This window comes from Vibrio renipiscarius (assembly GCF_000827885.1).
GTDB lineage: Bacteria > Pseudomonadota > Gammaproteobacteria > Enterobacterales > Vibrionaceae > Vibrio > Vibrio renipiscarius.
Genome location: NZ_JTKH01000003.1, coordinates 346386 through 361609 on the forward strand (window position 1 = coordinate 346386; position 15224 = coordinate 361609).

12 protein-coding genes are annotated in these 15224 nt (G+C 46.1%); 3 read left to right on the plus strand and 9 right to left on the minus strand.

Annotated elements, in window-relative coordinates; translation table 11 throughout:
* Window positions 1-166: 166 nt before the first annotated feature.
* Both OJ16_RS01875 and OJ16_RS01880 read right to left on the minus strand, forming a co-directional pair.
* Window positions 167-1783, minus strand: coding sequence for a methyl-accepting chemotaxis protein (locus tag OJ16_RS01875; RefSeq protein WP_040986798.1), 1617 nt, complete (start codon window positions 1781-1783; stop codon window positions 167-169).
* 158 nt (window positions 1784-1941) lie between these two features.
* A complete protein-coding gene (locus OJ16_RS01880; RefSeq protein WP_040986800.1) occupies window positions 1942-3285 on the minus strand; it encodes a sodium-dependent transporter in 1344 nt (447 codons plus the stop codon).
* Between the two features lie 373 nt (window positions 3286-3658).
* Between OJ16_RS01880 and cls the strand changes: the two genes are divergently transcribed.
* Together cls and OJ16_RS01890 are read left to right on the plus strand one after the other, a co-directional pair.
* Window positions 3659-5113 carry a cardiolipin synthase gene (gene cls, locus OJ16_RS01885; protein ID WP_040986801.1) on the plus strand — a complete coding sequence of 485 codons (1455 nt, stop codon included), beginning with the start codon at window positions 3659-3661 and terminating at the stop codon, window positions 5111-5113.
* A gap of 138 nt (window positions 5114-5251) precedes the next feature.
* Window positions 5252-6457 carry a cystathionine beta-lyase gene (locus tag OJ16_RS01890; protein ID WP_040986802.1) on the plus strand — a complete coding sequence of 402 codons (1206 nt, stop codon included), beginning with the start codon at window positions 5252-5254 and terminating at the stop codon, window positions 6455-6457.
* A gap of 141 nt (window positions 6458-6598) precedes the next feature.
* Here OJ16_RS01890 and OJ16_RS01895 read toward each other — a convergent pair whose 3' ends face one another.
* The 7 genes from OJ16_RS01895 to pspA all read right to left on the minus strand — a co-directional run bounded on the left by OJ16_RS01895 (window position 6599) and on the right by pspA (window position 13956).
* Complete coding sequence (locus tag OJ16_RS01895) at window positions 6599-7171, minus strand: DNA-3-methyladenine glycosylase I (RefSeq protein WP_040986803.1); 573 nt, start codon at window positions 7169-7171, stop codon at window positions 6599-6601.
* A gap of 23 nt (window positions 7172-7194) precedes the next feature.
* A complete protein-coding gene (locus tag OJ16_RS01900) occupies window positions 7195-10329 on the minus strand; it encodes an efflux RND transporter permease subunit (RefSeq protein ID WP_052810417.1) in 3135 nt (1044 codons plus the stop codon).
* Window positions 10322-11407 (minus strand): efflux RND transporter periplasmic adaptor subunit, encoded by a 1086-nt coding sequence (locus OJ16_RS01905; RefSeq protein WP_040986805.1) that lies wholly within the window; start codon window positions 11405-11407, stop codon window positions 10322-10324. Before OJ16_RS01905 ends, OJ16_RS01900 begins: the two co-directional genes overlap by 8 nt.
* Window position 11408: 1 nt before the next feature.
* Entirely contained in the window at window positions 11409-12443 is a 1035-nt protein-coding gene (locus tag OJ16_RS01910) for an efflux RND transporter periplasmic adaptor subunit (RefSeq protein ID WP_040986807.1), read from the minus strand.
* Between the two features lie 156 nt (window positions 12444-12599).
* Window positions 12600-12986 (minus strand): envelope stress response membrane protein PspC, encoded by a 387-nt coding sequence (pspC, locus tag OJ16_RS01915; RefSeq protein ID WP_040986809.1) that lies wholly within the window; start codon window positions 12984-12986, stop codon window positions 12600-12602.
* Window positions 12979-13212, minus strand: a complete 234-nt coding sequence (gene pspB / locus OJ16_RS01920) for an envelope stress response membrane protein PspB (RefSeq protein ID WP_040986811.1) — start codon at window positions 13210-13212, stop codon at window positions 12979-12981. The genes pspC and pspB overlap by 8 nt, the downstream gene beginning before the upstream one ends.
* A 75-nt stretch (window positions 13213-13287) precedes the next feature.
* Window positions 13288-13956, minus strand: coding sequence for a phage shock protein PspA (gene pspA, locus OJ16_RS01925; RefSeq protein WP_040986813.1), 669 nt, complete (start codon window positions 13954-13956; stop codon window positions 13288-13290).
* Between the two features lie 190 nt (window positions 13957-14146).
* Between pspA and pspF the strand changes: the two genes are divergently transcribed.
* Entirely contained in the window at window positions 14147-15136 is a 990-nt protein-coding gene (gene pspF / locus OJ16_RS01930; protein WP_040986815.1) for a phage shock protein operon transcriptional activator, read from the plus strand.
* The last annotated feature ends 88 nt before the right edge of the window (window positions 15137-15224 follow it).

The window sequence follows — 15224 nt, forward strand, 5'->3', positions numbered from 1 at the left end:
GAGCCCTGAGTATATACACTCCCCAATGCCTTATAAAGACATTGAGGAGAACAGAACCGAGTTTCCTTCAACCGACGTTACGATTAGAACAAAACTTATGCAATGTTGTTTCATCGCATTTAGACCGCTCAACCAGTAGCCGCACAATGGTCACTCAATTGCGTTATCACGCGATACGGAATGTGCCCACCAGCGATTCTAACTGCGATACTTTTTGGTTAAGGCTAGCCACATTGATTGACGTGTTGTTCGCCAACTCTAATGAATTCGCCGAAATGTCACTGATGGAGGTAATGTCCGCTGCAATTTCACGAGTCACTGCCGCTTGTTGCTCGGCCGCCGTGGCAATTGAGTTAATCATACTTTGTACATGACTCGCTCCGGATACGATCTCTTCTAACGCATTGACGGCACCTTCGCTCTGATTAACGCCAATCTCAACCAGACGGCAGTTATCTTCTGTAAAAGTAACGGCTTCGTGCGTTCCGGTTTGAATTGACTGGATGATTACCGAGACTTCTTTGGTTGCATTGGTTGTACGCTCGGCTAGTGCACGAACCTCATCGGCGACCACAGCAAATCCACGACCAAACTCGCCGGCACGTGCCGCTTCAATCGCCGCATTCAGCGCTAATAAATTGGTTTGCCCAGCGATATCTTCAATCACTTTAATGACTGAGCCAATCTTCTCACTGTGACTACCGAGTTGATTCATTTGCGTCGACATATCGGTCATTTGTTGGCTCACTTGTTGAATGCTCGCCACCATCGTTTTGATCACGCTTCGTCCATCTTCTGCCGAAGTCTCTGATCGTTTTGACTCCTCAAAGGTCGCATTGCCCTGCTGCGCAACCTCAGCGATAGTTAAGCTTAACTCTTCCGCCGCGGTCGCGATAAGCCCCGCTTTATCGGCTTGGGCAGACGCGCCACGTAAAGCATCTTGACTGATCGTATCCAACTCTTTAGTCACGCCTTTAACTTCATTTGAAACCGAAGAAATCGAACCGATTAGACTCACAAGCGAGCCCTGCATTCTATTGATTGATACCGCGAGATTGGCCAACTCATCGCCAGATTTATCAATAATGGCCTCGGTCGTTAAGTCGCCATCTGCAACCAATTTTGCTACGTGATCTAAGCGACTTAATCTCGTCGTAATCGAGTTGGATAATAGATAAGCAATCGCGCAAGTCACGATGAATGCCACCGATGACAAAATTAAGATCGTATATTCAATCTGATTGAATGATTCATTTAATCCGAGCAGTGCGGCGTTAGTACCATCAATTTCTGCCGTCGCAACGTTATCGAGAATGCGCTCAATCGGAATCAAATAATGCTCATAATACTGATGGAGTAAAGGCAACATCGCCTCTAGGGGAGCATTCTGTTGAAGCATCGGTACAATCATAGATTCAAATTGCTCAGCAAAGTTTGCCATCAAACGTTCGATCTCTTCAACACGTTGAAAATCTGACGCATTATTCGATTCTAATTGCTTTAATTTGGTTACAATATCCGCAAATTGTTGCTTGCTGGAATAATAGCCATCAAGCCCGCCTTTAGCCCCAGTGATTGCACCTGTCGCATCACGGAAAACATCCCCGCTTTCATCAATAATAATCAGATAGTTCACCACCTCTGGCACATCATCGATACGGATCTTATCCGCCGCCTCATGGGATGACAAAACCTCTTGCCATATCAAACTCACCATTAAAATCAAAATGGCCAGAATGGTGCCAAATCCCAGATACAATTTTTTTCTTACAGACAACGTCACGCTTCACCTTCCCGGTTGAAATAATTAAGCTTGGTCATATATCCCTGCTTTATACCGATTATCATCCCGTTATCGCCCAACACCTAAACTTCTTTAATTTTTAATGAGTTAAAATGAAAAAACCTCCAATAAAGGAGGTTTTTTGCGCTCAATATCACCTAAAGAACAGAGAACATAAATACCGCGAGTATCGCAACCGGACAAACAATGCGCACATACCATGGCCAAATTTTCCAAAATAGCCCTTGCTCAATTTCAGGATTACCTTCTTTCAGTTCATTTAGCAGTTTATTTCTATTCCAAATCCAACCAACAACGATCGCCCAAACCACGCCCAATAGTGGCTGCATATAAACCGTTGAGATGTCAGCGACGAGACCAAATAGCGATCCAAAATTCAGCGCAATCACAATACTAAGCACTAAAATCGCACTGCCAATCACCCATGTAGCTTTGCGACGCGTCATATTCAGTTCGTCTTGTGCGCAAGAAACCGGCACTTCTAACAGTGAAATAGACGAGGTCAGCGCAGCGATCACCATCAAAACAAAAAATCCAGTACCGACAATCATACCCATACTGCCCATGGTATCGAACATTGCAGGTAGCACCGCAAACACCAGATCGCCCGAGCTCATCAGGTCGCCGGCCGCATTAAAGATCTCTACGCCATTGTTTTTGGCGACAAACATTGCAGGAAGAATCAAAAGGCCTGCACTAAACGCCACAGCGGTATCAATCGCCGCAACCTGAGCGGCGGTTTTAGGAATGTTGACATCTTTCTTCAAGTACGAGCCATACACCATCATCGAACCAACGCCCAGAGATAGCGAGAAGAATGCCTGCCCCATTGAGTCGACCAGCAGCGCAGGAGTGACATGTGACACATCAGGAATGAGGTACATTTTTAGACCGTCCATCGCGCCATCTTGGGTAAAGATATAAACGATCATCACCCCAAATAGAACGAATAGCATTGGCATCAAACGGGTTGACCACTTTTCGATACCGTCTGCAACGCCTTTCTGCACCACGTAAATAGTCAATAGCGAGAACAATAACGCCAGAATGACATTGCGTGCGTCACCAAAATTCACCAACCAATCGGCGGCGCTTTGCAGTCCCACCACTTCTAATGCGGGAGCCGCGGCAAAACCCATTAGCCAACCGGCGAGAATCGAATAAAAACTGAGGATCATCGAGGCCGCGACCATTGCAATCAGGCCGAAAAATCCCGCAGCAGCGCGATTCTTTGTCCAAATGCTGCGTAAAGACGCAATCGGATTCGATTGACCATAACGACCAATCGTCAGTTCCGCGACGAGCATCGGAAATGCGAGCAGAAAGACCATCACTAAATAGATAATCAGGAACGCAGCCCCACCATTGCTGGCTGCCTTTGTAGGAAATCCCCATACATTACCAAGGCCAACCGCAGACCCTGCTGCTGCCATGATAAACCCCAATTTTGAAGAAAATTGACCTCTTGAATTACTCGCCATAGTTATTTACCGCTTAGTTGTATTTGCATTGTGAGTGTCAAAAGTTGGTGGTGTAATATTTTATTTACACTTCATAATAATTTTACTGACGACTCGCGTATGGTAAGTAAAACAGTTTAGGAATAAAATTGGAATCCGGTTAGTCAAAATTACCATCGAGCGCACAACTATTAGCACTTAAATGGTGATTTATTAATCAATTTAAACATTTCGTCGCATATTCCCCTCACAAAATACTCAAATTGACTGCTCCATCACTTTCTGGATGAATTTTCATTTTTTTGCAGTAATCCCCTCATTTTGTTCGGCTTTTATTGTTATACCTCGCAAAATCAGCGACTATTAAATCAACAGCTTTCTTATAGGAATCTTGATGGAAAAGTTTTATCACTTTGTCACTATCGCTGGCATTGCGTTGTACTGGATCTTAGTCGCGGGTGTCACGCTTCGTGTGGTACTAAAACGTCGCGCTGTCAGCGTTTCCCTCGCGTGGCTAATGGTGATCTACATTATTCCGGTTGTTGGCGTGGCGTGTTACTTCCTTTTTGGTGAGCTAAATCTAGGCCGCAAGCGCGCAGACCGAGCCCGTGAAATGCTGGCTCCCTTCGTCGAGTGGTTCTCTAAATTGAGTAATTGCCAAGCGCACTCGCCAGAAAATTTTGGCCGCCATATCTCGCGTATTGATGAACTATGTAACAACCGATTAGGGTTGCCCGCCTTAAGTGGGAATGAATTGTCGTTGCAGAGCTCGCCTCAAGCGATCATGCAGTCGATTGTCGAAGACATAAATCAAGCCAATACCAGTATTCGGATGGTGTTTTATATTTGGCATCCTGGCGGCATGGCTGACGATGTCGGTTATGCTCTGATTGCGGCAGCGAACCGCGGTGTTGATATAAAGATACTGCTCGATTCCGCCGGCAGCCCTCGATTTTTCCGCAGTGATTGGCTCACAAAGATGCAGCAAGCGGGTATCCATGTGGTGCAAGCCCTCGAAGTCAGCCCTTGGCGTATTTTTCTACGTCGCTTGGATTTGCGTCAGCATCGAAAAATCATTGTCATTGATGAAAAAGTGGCTTACACCGGTTCGATGAACATGGTTGATCCCGCCTTCTTTAAACAAGACTCTGGGGTGGGTCAATGGATTGATATCATGGTGCGTGTAACGGGGCCTACCGTTAATGTATTGTCTGCCATTCACAGTTGGGACTGGGAAGTCGAAACGGGCGAACGCAGCTTTCCTTTGATTCCCGAATGCACAACAGAAGCGCTCCGCTCTGAGCACCCGATTCAAGTCGTCCCTTCAGGGCCGGGCATGCCTGAGTATCTGATTTATCAAGTGCTCACGTTAGCGATTAATCAAGCCAATGAGTCAGTCAGAATTACCACGCCTTATTTCGTACCTAGCACGGATTTGTTAGAAACCTTAAAAATGACCGCTCAAAGAGGTGTAACCGTCGAGCTGATCATCCCTCACAAGAATGACTCCATGATGGTGCAATGGGCATCGCGAGCCTTCTACAGTGAATTGATGCAAGCAGGTGTCAAAATCTACGAATTTTATGGCGGCTTGCTGCATACCAAATCTGTCGTGATTGATGAGCAATTTTGCTTAGTGGGCACTGTGAACATGGACATGCGCAGCTTATGGCTGAACTTTGAAGTCACCCTTGCCATTGATGACGAAGAGTTCACACAGAAAATGCATCAATTACAAGCGGGATATATGGCCCAGTCTCATTGCGTATCGCTGCAAACATGGCAACAGCGCTCAATCTATTACCGCTTTTTAGAGCGCATATTCTACTTATTTAATCCCTTATTGTGATCTTAGACCGAGCTTAGCCTCGGTCTCTTTTTTGTCATTTCGGTTGAATCCCTTTCAACTCGCCTTGCTTTGTGACAATGAGCATGGTTTAAATAGACCCATACCAAATAAGTTCAAGCTTGAAGACAAGGACTTCTTATGTCAGAAGGAAAACAAACCAAATTTGTCACCGCAGGTCGTGATAAAAAATGGACAAATGGCGTGGTTAACCCCCCCGTTCAACGTGCATCAACCGTGGTTTTTAATACGGTAGCAGAACAGCAAAACGCCATTGTGAATCGAGCCAATAAAACACTTTTTTATGGCCGTCGCGGGACCAATACACATTTTGCTCTCCAAGACGCCATGGTCGAAGTAGAAGGCGGAGCGGGTTGTGCACTTTATCCTTGTGGTACGGCTGCCATTTCTAACGCGATCCTTTCTTTTGTCGAAACCGGCGATCATATCTTGATGGTCGATACCTGTTATGAGCCAACCCGTGATTTCTGCAATAAGATCATGGCGAAGATGGGGGTCGAAACGACGTATTTCGATCCAACGATTGGCGCTGAAATTCGCGACCTGATTCAACCCAATACTAAGGTACTGTTTCTAGAATCCCCTGGTTCAATCACGATGGAAGTGCAAGACGTACCGACGTTAGCACGCATTGCTCATGAGCAAGATATCGTGGTGATGCTGGACAATACATGGGCTGCAGGCGTGAACTTTTCACCTTTTGACTTTGGTGTGGATATATCGATTCAAGCTGCAACCAAATATATTGTTGGCCACTCCGATGTGATGCTTGGCACTGCCGTTGCCAATGAAAAACACTGGCCTCAACTGCGTGAACAAAGCTACTTAATGGGGCAATGCGTCTCCGCCGATGATGCGTATCTTGGCCTACGCGGCATACGCACTTTGGATGTTCGTTTGCGCCAACACGCCGAAAACAGCTTAAAAGTGGCTCAGTGGCTACAATCTCGCCCAGAGGTTGACCATGTTCGTCATCCGGCACTTGAAACTTGTCCTGGCCATGAGTTTTTCCTAAGAGATTTCACTGGCGGGAACGGCCTGTTCTCTGTCGTGTTAAAAAGCAGCTACCCGAAAGCGACCACGGCGCTATTAGATGGCATGAAACATTTTAGTATGGGTTACTCATGGGGCGGTTTCGAAAGCCTTATTCTGGCGAATGAACCGGCGAGCTTCAATCATTTGCGCACGGTGGCTCATCCTCACTTTGAAGGAACGTTAATTCGTCTGCATATCGGGCTTGAGGACGTGAACGACCTTATTGCCGATCTCGAACAAGGTCTCGCTCGTTATAACGCGCTGATTCTTGAAAAAGAAGCGTCTTACTAAACCAGCGTTGAGCATCGCTTTTATATTGATGTGTTACGTAAACGAACAAAGCCCGCATTAATGCGGGCTTTGTTCCGATTGCAGCATGGTGACGAGCTAAGCGGCCATGTCTGCCGCTATGTTTAGCTACTATATCTGGCGCTATGTCTCTTGCTGCCGCTTTTTACAACATCCCTCTAAATGATCATCCACCATACCGGTCGCTTGCATAAACGCGTAACAGATCGTCTCGCCTACAAACTTGAACCCTCGCTTCTTAAGGAATTGGCTCATTGCTTTCGATGCGTCTGTCGCGGTCGGCACTTGGTCCATGCTCTGCCAGTGATTGATGATGGTCTTGTGATCAACAAACTGCCATAACGCATTCGACAGGCTGCCGTATTCTTCGATTAACAACAGTGCCGCTCGTGCATTTGAAAATACCGAAGCGATTTTCGCCTTATGCTTAACGACATCAAATTGCTCAATAATCGCTGCGACATGATTTTCATCGTATTGGCTAAGCGTGTCTAAATCATACGATTCAAATGCACTGCGATACCCTTCCCTCTTTTTCAAAATGGTTAACCAGCTTAATCCCGCTTGAGCCCCTTCTAAGGTAATAAACTCAAACAACGTCGTATCATCATGAACAGGGATCCCCCATTCGTTATCATGATACTCTCGCTCAAGCGGGTGTTTTAGTGCCCATGCACAAGTCATCTTTTCATTCATTTGCGTTCTTGTTCTAGCTCTTATTAATTAGGCTGTTGCTCTGCTATTGCCGACGATGTTTCTTGCGGCACTGGCACGCGATGAAACAAACGATACAACACAGGCACCACAATTAATGTCAGCACCGTCGCAAAGCCCAAACCAAACATGATCGTTACCGCCATCGGTTTAAAGAAAATATCCGGCAATAGCGGCACCATGCCTAAAATCGTGGTGATAGCCGCCATACACACCGGTCTAACCCGGCTCAACGCTGCATCAACGACCGCTATATAGGGCTCTTTACCTGATTGGATCTCGATATTAATTTGGTCCAACAGCACAATACCATTTTTCAGCACCATACCCGATAAACTCAAAAAACCAAGTAACGCCATAAAGCCAAACGGAGTATTCAGCGCCAATAACCCCACCGTGACACCAATGATCGCCAACGGTACGGTACACCACACGATGAGCGGTTCTTTCACCGTATTAAACAGAAACACCGTGATCAAGAACATGAATAGGTAGCCCATCGGCATCGTGGTAAAGAGTGAAGCCTGAGCCTCGCCTGAGGATTCATATTCTCCTCCCCATTCAAAACTGTATCCTGGCGGTAATTCGATCGCTTCAACGAGCGGTTGAATACGCTTCTGAAGCGTGGCTGCCGTTTCTTCTCCTAAGATATCAGGATCAGCCATAATGGTGAGCATGCGCTTGCGATTCTTACGCACGATAATCGGGTCTTCCCAACGTAGGTCGTATCCCAATGTCACTTGCTGTAGCGGGATATATTCACTCAGTGCCGGGCTCCAAATTTTCATGCCTTCAATATTGCGTATATCCACCCGCTCCTCTTCTGGAAGACGTGCAACAATAGGCATCAAGGTTGTGCCATCACGATAAATACCGACCGATTTACCAGAAAACGACATCGCCAGAAAGTCATCAACATCGGATTTAGTGATGCCGTAACGACGAGCTTGGCTTTCATTAAATTGCGGCTCGAGTATTTTGGTACGTTCGCGCCAATCATGTCGAATATTGGTTGCGCCCGCATCCGCGCGCATGATGTCTTCAACTTGAGCGCCAATAGTACGCAATATCGTTGGGTCTGAACCAATGATTCTCGCCTCGATTTTGGCGCCGCCACCAGGCCCAAGTTCGATTTGTTTTAGCTTGTAATTCACGTCTGGGAACGTGGTTTCTAAGTGCGTTCTGAAACTTTCCATCAAAGCGGCTAATGTTTCATAACTGTCCACTCGAGTGGTGATTTCGCCATAAGCGGCGTAGCTCTTTTCTGGTGCATAGGTCAACATAAAGCGCTGTAAACCCTTGCCTGCCGTCGTGGTCACATGGCTCACCCCATCCTGTTTCACCAACCACTGCTCAAGCGCTTTCAATTTGGTATTGGTCGCTCGGATGTCGGTCCCTTCTGGTAACCAAACATCGGTTTGAAATATCGGCGTGGTGGATGACGGAAAGAAGGATTGCTTAACGTGCGTGAATCCGTACATGCTGCCCACAAGCCCGACCAATAGAATCACTATCGTCAACCATGCTCGTTTCATGCAAAATTCAAGGAAATTTTTGTAAATGACAAAAATCATACCGTTATAAGGGTCGCTGTCTTCACCCGCTTCTGGTTTTTTCATTCCTCGGAAAAACAAGTCGGCAAAAAAGGGCGTTAGCGAAATCGCGGTAAACCAACTCAGCATCAAAGAGATCAGCAGCACGGTAAACAAGGTGCCACAGTATTCTCCCGTCGAATCTTCTGACAAACCGATCGGCGCGAAAGCCGTCACCGCAATCACCGTTGCGCCAAGTAGCGGCCATTTCGTCTGTGTAACAATGTCGGTTGCGGCTTGCAGCCGTGTCCTCCCTCGCTGGGTACCAATTAATATCCCTTCCACCACGACAATGGCATTGTCCACCAGCATCCCCAACGCAATAACCAATGCGCCTAACGAGATACGTTGTAAGTCAATTTGGAAGTACTTCATAAAGATGAAGGTACCAAAAACGGTCAACAGCAAGATCAAACCAATCAGTAAACCGGAACGCAAGCCCATAAAGAACAGCAGAACAATAATCACGATCGCGACGGCCTGACCAAGACTGACGACAAAGCCACGCACCGATTTATCAACTTCTTTTGGTTGGCTGTATATTTCAGAAATCGCGACACCAACTGGTTGCTGGTATTTCAGTTCCGCTAATCGTCTATCGAAGCGTTCGCCGACTTCAACGACATTGACACCTTGCTGGAACGACACCCCCACATTCAATGCCAAGCGCCCGTTAAACGTAATAATATTGCTTGGTACTTCAACATACCCACGCGTAATGTCTGCCACGTCGCGCAAATAAATCAACCCTTGGGCACCGGTATCGGTGATGATCAAATCACCCAGTTGATCGACATTTTCAAATTCACCGGTTGGATGAATACGAATATATTCATCGCTGATCCTCACAGCGCCAGCGGACGAAACCACATTTTGGGTCGACAATAAATTAAATACGGTGGTTGGAGATAAGCCTAAGCTGCTCATTCTTTTCATGGAAATTTCAATGAACACTTCTTCTTGCTGTTCGCCACTCACCGAAATTTTGCTCACGCCATCAATAAGCTCAAGCTCTCGGCGCAGATAATCAACATAATCGAGCAGTTCTTTGTAACTGTATCCTTCGCCAGTCACCGCCAGCAAAATGCCGTACACATCACCAAAATCATCAATGACCTGCGGTTCATTAACCCCGGGCGGAAGCGAACCTTGTAAATCCGTCACCTTGCGTCGCAACTCATCCCAGATTTGCGGCAGATCGTCAGGGCCATAATTGTTTTTCATCGTCACGGTGATCTGAGATAAGCCGCGGCTTGAAATGGAATTTACTTCATCCACGTACGTCAGTTGCTGGATGGCTTTTTCCAGCGGATACGTCACTTCCTCTTCCACTTGCTGTGGGGTTGCACCAGGGTAACTTGTGATAACCATGGCATCTTTAATCGTAAAGGCAGGATCTTCCAATCGACCCAAGCCAAAGAATGCGCTTATCCCACCAATCAAAAAGATCAGGGCGATCATCCAACTGATCACACGGTTGCGAATAAAATACGCGGCGACCCCAGTGATCTCACTATCGTCTTGAGGCGTTACTTTTTCGTTACTCATCATTAGCCTCCTTGCCAATAACCTCGACTTTCATGCCATCTCGCAGTTTTGCGACGCCTGCAATCACGATTTGTTGTTGCGCTTCCAAGCCGCTCAATACCTGAATGGTATTTTGGCTCGCTTTACCGGCCGTAATTTTTTGCTTCGTTACCGTATTGTCATCGTTCAGTAACCATACAAATTTGTTTTCACGATCAAGCTCATCACCATCCCCGTTAAAAATCGCCTCGATGGGAATCTGCACACCCTGCTTGAGTTCCAACCCGACCTCCTTGTTTTTCGAGGTCACTTCAACGGCCATGCCATCTAAAATGTACTCATCATCTGGCATTGGAAGAGAAAGCGTGACATTAAACGTACCGGATTTAGGATCGGGCTCCGTGGTAAATTCTTTAATGGTGGCATGGTATTCATTACCACTTTGCACTTTGACTATGGCATCAATTCGTGACAGTGCGTCTTGTTGCGGCTGTTTAACAAAGATTCGGTCAGGCAGTTGAATCAATATCTCGACACTTTCTATACTGTGAATATTCACCACTTGCTGGCCTACTTGAATATTTTCAAATTGGTCCACCGATACCCGCGAAATAATGCCATCCACCGGGGCTTTTAGTTGTGTAAACGACAAACGTAATTTGGCTAATTGCATTTCTGCCCAAGCAATTTGGCGCTGGGCGGCAATTTCATCAAATTGAGACTTTGCCAATAGCCCTTTATCAACCAGCGGCTTTGAACGGCGATATTGACTATTAATGACCGAATAACGCGCAGAGGCATTGTCCAAATCGAGTTGAAAATCGGTGGGATCAAGCTGGGCAATCATTGCCCCTTTTTCCACTTTATCCCCCTCTTTGACATACACCTTGTTGATTTCACCCGACACGCGAAAACTCAAATGTGAACGCTCCGCGGCGTTCGCCACGGCAGGAAAATACAGGTTATCGCCTTTCGCTTGGCTATCGAGTGTCACGACAGACACTTTCGGCAAACCAAAATCGGCATATTCCACTTCTCCACCACAGCCGATAAGGGCAAATGCTGGCAGTAACCAAGTAAAATAGGTTGTGATCTTCATGCTATAACCCCCGTTCCTTAACCCATTCACGCACTTTGATGCCCGCTTGAATGCCCGTAACGCCTGAAATAACAACTTGGTCACCATCCTCTAAACCAGAAAGCACTTGGCGTAAATCATTGAGCTCAACCGCCGCTTTTTCAACAATGCCTTGTGCGTTAACACGCCAAACACAGGTCTTGCCGTTTTCATTAAACAACGCTGACGCGGGGATTCTAGTGGCACTCGAAGACGCTGCAATCACACGGACGCTGCCTGACATTCCCGGTAAAATACCGACGTTGTTCGGACGTTCCATAATCATGGTCACTTTATACGAGCCCGTTTTAGGGTCCGCTTCTGTATCTATTTCTTGAAATGTTAAGGGGTACTGACTCTCTGGGAAGGCGTCAAAAATCATGGAGGCTTGAGGATCCACACCGGAAGAAAAACGGTTCAATAAATGATCTGGGAGCTGAAAGAATACTTTGATCAACTGATTCGTTTGAATATTCATGACCCCTTGCTTAGCGGCAATGTACTCATGATTTTCAGCGGGAATAATCGAAATCGTTCCCTCATAAGGTGCTCTAAGCTGGGTATACCTTAAATTGGCATTCGCTTGATCTAAGGTCGCACGCGCCGAATTTCGGTTTGCTTTGGCTTGATCAAAATCTTGCTCTGACACCACCTTATCTTGGCGCAACTTTCTGTAGCGCTGATATTGCACATCCGCAAGGCGATACTGAGCCTGAGCTTGCTGAGCAAGTAATTGATATTCATCGGGGTTTAAGGTTGCCAGCACTTCGCCTTTCACCACACTCTGACCCGCAACCACATCAATGGTTTGCAACTGTCCGGGCACTCGAAACGCAAGAACCGCTCTGTCACCGGCTTCTGAGCTTGCAGGAAAGCTACGAATAAAAGCCGAGTTACCGACCGTGACTGAAAATAATTTCGCTGGTCTTGATTCCGGTTCAGGTATGGGGGGGAGATCCTTCCCGCAGCCATAAAGTACCAATGTGGCTAAGGCGAGTAAAAGGGGGGTCTTGTGCATAATCAATCATCCATATTGCTGCTGGCAGACAAAGCCTTTAACAAAAGATAGATGACTGGCTTGGAGTCCGCCAGTTTGATGACGACTTTACGAAGGAATCTTCATTAATAAAATGAATAACTTGAGGGAGGCTCGCTCCCTCATTGAAAGGTTCGACTAGAGCTTGCTGAATTCGCGATTCACTTTAAAAGTGTCTGAGGTCACATAAGCCTCGATTCCACGCACTTGATGCTCTAACTGTTCAAAATCTTTTTCTAGCGTATTAAGCAATTGCTCCGGAGACTGGCCGGCTTGCCAAGGCTTACTTTTTAACTTGTGTTCTTGCTGGTTTTTGAGACTTTCTACATAGTTAGCGGGTTGCTTCTCTAACATTAGCGATAAAGCGATATACGCAAGTAAGACTAAGAATGAACCACCAAGCAATGCCGCTGAGATAAATAGAATGCGAACCAGCCATACTTCGGCCCCAATATAATGAGCAAGGCCCGCACACACACCTGTTAATTTGCTATTAATCGTATCGCGATATAGCTCTTTACTCATAACGACGCCTCCAACTTGGCGATTCCGCATCGAGAATTCGCTCTAGGGTTTCCACACGTTTTTGTAATTGTTCTGATTTCCCAGACAATGCATCCAAACGCTGAAAGTCTTCTTGGGACAAGCCACCGCTGGTTTTCCGTTTACTACGATAGTGCAGAATAAGCCACAGCGGAGCCACAAAAATCATAAAGGCAATTAATGGGATAGCAATCCAAAACGATGACATAAGTCACTCCTAAATTAGTCATGAGGCAGGTTTCTACCTGCCATTTTCACTTGCTAAAACGGCAAGGTAAGCCGATTATTTTTTATCTTCCATTTGCTGCTTGAGTTTAGCCAGCTCTTGTTCAATTTCGTCTTGTGCTTGCAGCTCTGCAAATTCTTGATCGAGTGATTTACCTTGTCCAGTCTTCGCATAGAGATCGGCTTCAGCTTCTAATTCATCAATTTTTCGTGAGTATTGATCAAATTTTGCCATTGCTTCGTGTGTACGAGCAGTATGAAGATGACGCTGCACGTCACGACGATTAGAAGCGGTTTGACTGCGAATGGCTAACGCTTGTTGCTTCGCTCGTGTCTCCGTAATTTTGCTTTCTAACTTACCAATTTCGCCCGTGAGTTTATTAATGGTTTCTTCTACTAAAGTTTGCTCAGTGTGGAGCCCTTTCAGCACATCTTGCAACTTTTGTTTTTCAATCAAAGCTGCGCGCGCCAAATCATCACGTTGCTTTGTCAGCGCTAATGTCGCCTTTTGCTGCCAATCTTGTACTTGGTCGTCAATGGCCTCAACTTTGCGTGCCAGCTCTTTTTTATCTGCTATTGCTTTGGCTGAGTTCGTACGCACCTCAACTAACGTGTCTTCCATCTCTTGAATAATGAGACGAATCATTTTTTCAGGATCTTCCGCTTTATCTAAAAGCGCACTGATATTTGAATTTACGATGTCGGCGAAACGAGAAAAAATACCCATGAATGACTCCTTATTAACTTTCATATCTGCATTACACACTAATAGAGTAATCAAATCGCGTGCCAACTTTTAAAGCCAATAAAAACAACACCTTATCAATAGGCGCATAAAAACAGGCTTGTATGTGTGATGATTTTGACCAACTATAGGTAAAATTTACTCAATCACTTACGTTCGCTTTTGGTGGCCTATGAATAAGAACCTTATTGGAGAATCTCCTGCTTTTCTTGCCGTGCTTGATAAAGTGTCAAAACTGGCCGCGATAGAACGCCCGGTTCTGATTATTGGCGAACGTGGTACGGGTAAAGAATTAATCGCGCAGCGCCTGCATTACCTATCCAAGCGATGGGACCAGCCCTTAATTTCAATTAACTGCTCGACATTGAGCGAAGGGCTGATTGATTCTGAGTTATTTGGCCATGAATCTGGCTCATTTACGGGATCGAAAGGTCGACATAAAGGCCGCTTTGAACGCGCTGAAAATGGCACTCTATTCTTAGATGAACTGGCCACGGCCCCTTTATTGGTTCAAGAGAAGTTACTTCGCGTGATTGAATACGGGCAGTATGAGCGTGTGGGTGGCCATGAATTATTGAATGCCAATGTTCGCTTGGTGTGCGCCACCAACGCCGATCTCCCTGCAATGGCCAATCAAGGCGCGTTTCGCCCTGACTTACTCGACCGCCTTGCGTTCGATGTTATCCACCTTCCTTCTTTACGCGAACGCCAAGAAGACATTCTATTATTGGCGCAATACTACGCCATCAAGATGTGTCGAGAACTAGGCTTTGACTATTTCGTCGGTTTCAGTGAACTCGCTCAAAAAAGCCTGCTCAGTTATTCTTGGCCGGGTAACGTTCGTGAACTTAAGAATGTTGTTGAGCGCGCAGTTTATCAACATGGTGAATCTGAATTGATGATCGACACGTTGATTTTTGACCCCTTCCAACGCGCACCTCACGCGGTTACCGACGATAAGATAAGCGAAGAGGTGCCAGCGACGCATTTCGAGTTCCCACTTGATTTCAAAGCATGGCAAGAACAACAAGACCAAATCATTCTTAATGCGGCGCTTGAACAGAGTAAATTCAATCAACGCAAAGCGGCCAATTTACTCGGTCTTAGTTACCATCAGTTGCGGGGAATGGTGAGAAAATACGATCTCACGCGTGAAGATTAGTGGTGTTTTTACAATTCCTCATGAGTTTGCACCCCTGAGCATCTATATTGACTATAGACAAACAGCTTGGCTTTGCCGGTAGAACGCA

Excerpts from the sequence above, each read along its gene's own strand:
- OJ16_RS01880 (WP_040986800.1), bottom strand. The coding sequence starts at position 3,285 with ATGGCGAGTAATTCAAGAGGTCAATTTTCTTCAAAATTGGGGTTTATC.
- cls (WP_040986801.1), top strand. The coding sequence starts at position 3,659 with ATGGAAAAGTTTTATCACTTTGTCACTATCGCTGGCATTGCGTTGTAC.
- OJ16_RS01890 (WP_040986802.1), top strand. The coding sequence starts at position 5,252 with ATGTCAGAAGGAAAACAAACCAAATTTGTCACCGCAGGTCGTGATAAA.
- OJ16_RS01895 (WP_040986803.1), bottom strand. The coding sequence starts at position 7,171 with ATGAATGAAAAGATGACTTGTGCATGGGCACTAAAACACCCGCTTGAG.
- OJ16_RS01900 (WP_052810417.1), bottom strand. The coding sequence starts at position 10,329 with ATGAGTAACGAAAAAGTAACGCCTCAAGACGATAGTGAGATCACTGGG.
- OJ16_RS01905 (WP_040986805.1), bottom strand. The coding sequence starts at position 11,407 with ATGAAGATCACAACCTATTTTACTTGGTTACTGCCAGCATTTGCCCTT.
- OJ16_RS01910 (WP_040986807.1), bottom strand. The coding sequence starts at position 12,443 with ATGCACAAGACCCCCCTTTTACTCGCCTTAGCCACATTGGTACTTTAT.
- pspC (WP_040986809.1), bottom strand. The coding sequence starts at position 12,986 with ATGAGTAAAGAGCTATATCGCGATACGATTAATAGCAAATTAACAGGT.
- pspB (WP_040986811.1), bottom strand. The coding sequence starts at position 13,212 with ATGTCATCGTTTTGGATTGCTATCCCATTAATTGCCTTTATGATTTTT.
- pspA (WP_040986813.1), bottom strand. The coding sequence starts at position 13,956 with ATGGGTATTTTTTCTCGTTTCGCCGACATCGTAAATTCAAATATCAGT.
- pspF (WP_040986815.1), top strand. The coding sequence starts at position 14,147 with ATGAATAAGAACCTTATTGGAGAATCTCCTGCTTTTCTTGCCGTGCTT.